Here is a 1,825-nt window from a genome sequence, read left to right as displayed (position 1 = left end):
CGCCGAAAGGCCGGGACCGGCCCGCCACGCCGCCGGGACGGTCTCCAGCCGCCCGCGCGCACCGGGCCCGGCAGAGCCCGCCCGCCACGACACCGCACACGCCCACCGCGGCCTCCTGGTCACGAGCGCCGGCCCGGCCGGCCTCACGGCAGCCGCCACAGCGGCCGCCAGCAGCGCCCGGACCACCCCCGCAACCCACCCGGCACCGGCGCCCCGGCCCCGGGCACCACCGCCCGCGCCGGCCGCGCGGCCAGTCAGGCCCGCCCGGACACCAGAACGACACGGACACCAGGACGCCACAAACACCAGGACGCCACGGGCATCAGGACGGCCGCTTCACGGATGACGCGCTCTGCGCGGTCCGCGGCCACGTCCAGGCGCATCAGAATTCGCAGGCGAGGCGATGGAGGGCAGCAAGCACTGCAGCAGAACGAAGACCCGGCGCTCGATGTCCTCCAGACCGCTCTCCAACTGCCCATACAACTACCCCCGTTGAACGCCCCGACCACCAGCCCGCCGACCTCCCACGCCACCACGTGCACCAGGGATCTCACCACGCCGGCAGGCCCAGGAGACGACCTCCACCACCATGAGGACCGCACAGGCACGAGGACGGCACGGGCACGAGGACGGTGCCGGCGTCAGACCGGCACGGGCACGAGGACGGCACGGTCATAAGGACGGCACGGGCACGAGAACGGCGCCGGCGTCAGACCGGTGCCGGCGTCAGACCGGTGCCGGCGTCAGACCGGTGCCGGCGTCAGACCGGTGCCGGCGTCAGACCGGTGCCGGCGTCAGACCGGCGCCGGCGTCAGACCGGCGCCGGCGTCAGACCGGTGCCGGCACGAGGACGGCCGCTTCGCGGATGAGGCGCTCTCCGCGGTCCGCGGCCACGTCCAGGCGCATCAGAACCGCGGGCGAGGCGATGGAGGGCAGCAGGTACTGCAGCAGAACGGAGACCCGGCGCTCGATGTCCTCCAGACCGCTCTCCAACTGCGCATACAACTGCACCCCGTTGAACGCCCCGACCACCAGCTCCCCGACCTCCCGCGGCACCACGTGCGCCAGGGTCTCACCACGCAGGCGCGCCTGGGAGACGATCTCCGCCAGCATGTCGACCCACAGCGGCCAGGCGCTCCCGTAGTGCTTGCGGCCGGCCGGGTCCGCCGAGAGCCGGGCACCGGCCCGCAGAACGGGATCGAACCGCAGCCGGTGCGCCACCGTCATGGCGACGTCCACCATCTCCTGCAGCTTGATCTCCTGCTCGGGCAGCCGCTGGTCCGCCTGGACCTCCAAAACCCCCCGGGCCAGCGCCTCCTTGGAATCGAAATGGAAGTACAGCGCACCCTTGGTCACACCGGCGATCTTGAGAATGTCCGCGACCGTCGCCGCCGTGTACCCGTGATCCGCGAAGACCGTCGCGGCAGCCTCCAGCACGGCACGGCGGGTCCTGACAGCTCGTTCCTGCTGGGCCACTGCCTGCCCCCTCCACTCGACCGTACGCGTACTGGCGGACAAAGAAAAAACCGCCCAGGAGGTACTGTACTCGTGATCGTGCAGCTCCGCCATCACCACCGGCGCCTCCCGCCCTCCCCGCACCGCGGCCGGCGACCCACACCCCTGCCCCGCCCCGGCAGAACCACACTGGTCAGACGGCCGCGGCGGCCCGCGCCGCAGCACGCCCCGGCACAGCACGGCCCCGCGCCGGACAACGGCGCGAGGCGGGCGAAAACATCCGGAGCGCCGGTTTCCATACCCGGCCGGCCGCCGCCCGCCCCATCAGGCCATCGCGGGCACACCCCGCCCGGCACGCCCGGCACCGGGA

Annotated in this window: 1 protein-coding gene; it reads right to left on the bottom strand. The window is 73.2% G+C overall.

From position 1 onward, the window contains the following. Window positions 1-828 precede the first annotated feature (828 nt). Window positions 829-1,476, bottom strand: coding sequence for a ScbR family autoregulator-binding transcription factor (locus tag P1P70_RS44195; protein ID WP_319248080.1), 648 nt, complete (start codon window positions 1,474-1,476; stop codon window positions 829-831). Between the last annotated feature and the right edge of the window lie 349 nt (window positions 1,477-1,825).

It is taken from the genome of Streptomyces sp. MB09-02B, from assembly GCF_033794485.1.
Lineage (GTDB): Bacteria > Actinomycetota > Actinomycetes > Streptomycetales > Streptomycetaceae > Streptomyces.
The sequence above is the reverse complement of the archived record's forward strand: the minus strand, read 5'-3'. Positions and strand labels throughout refer to the sequence as shown.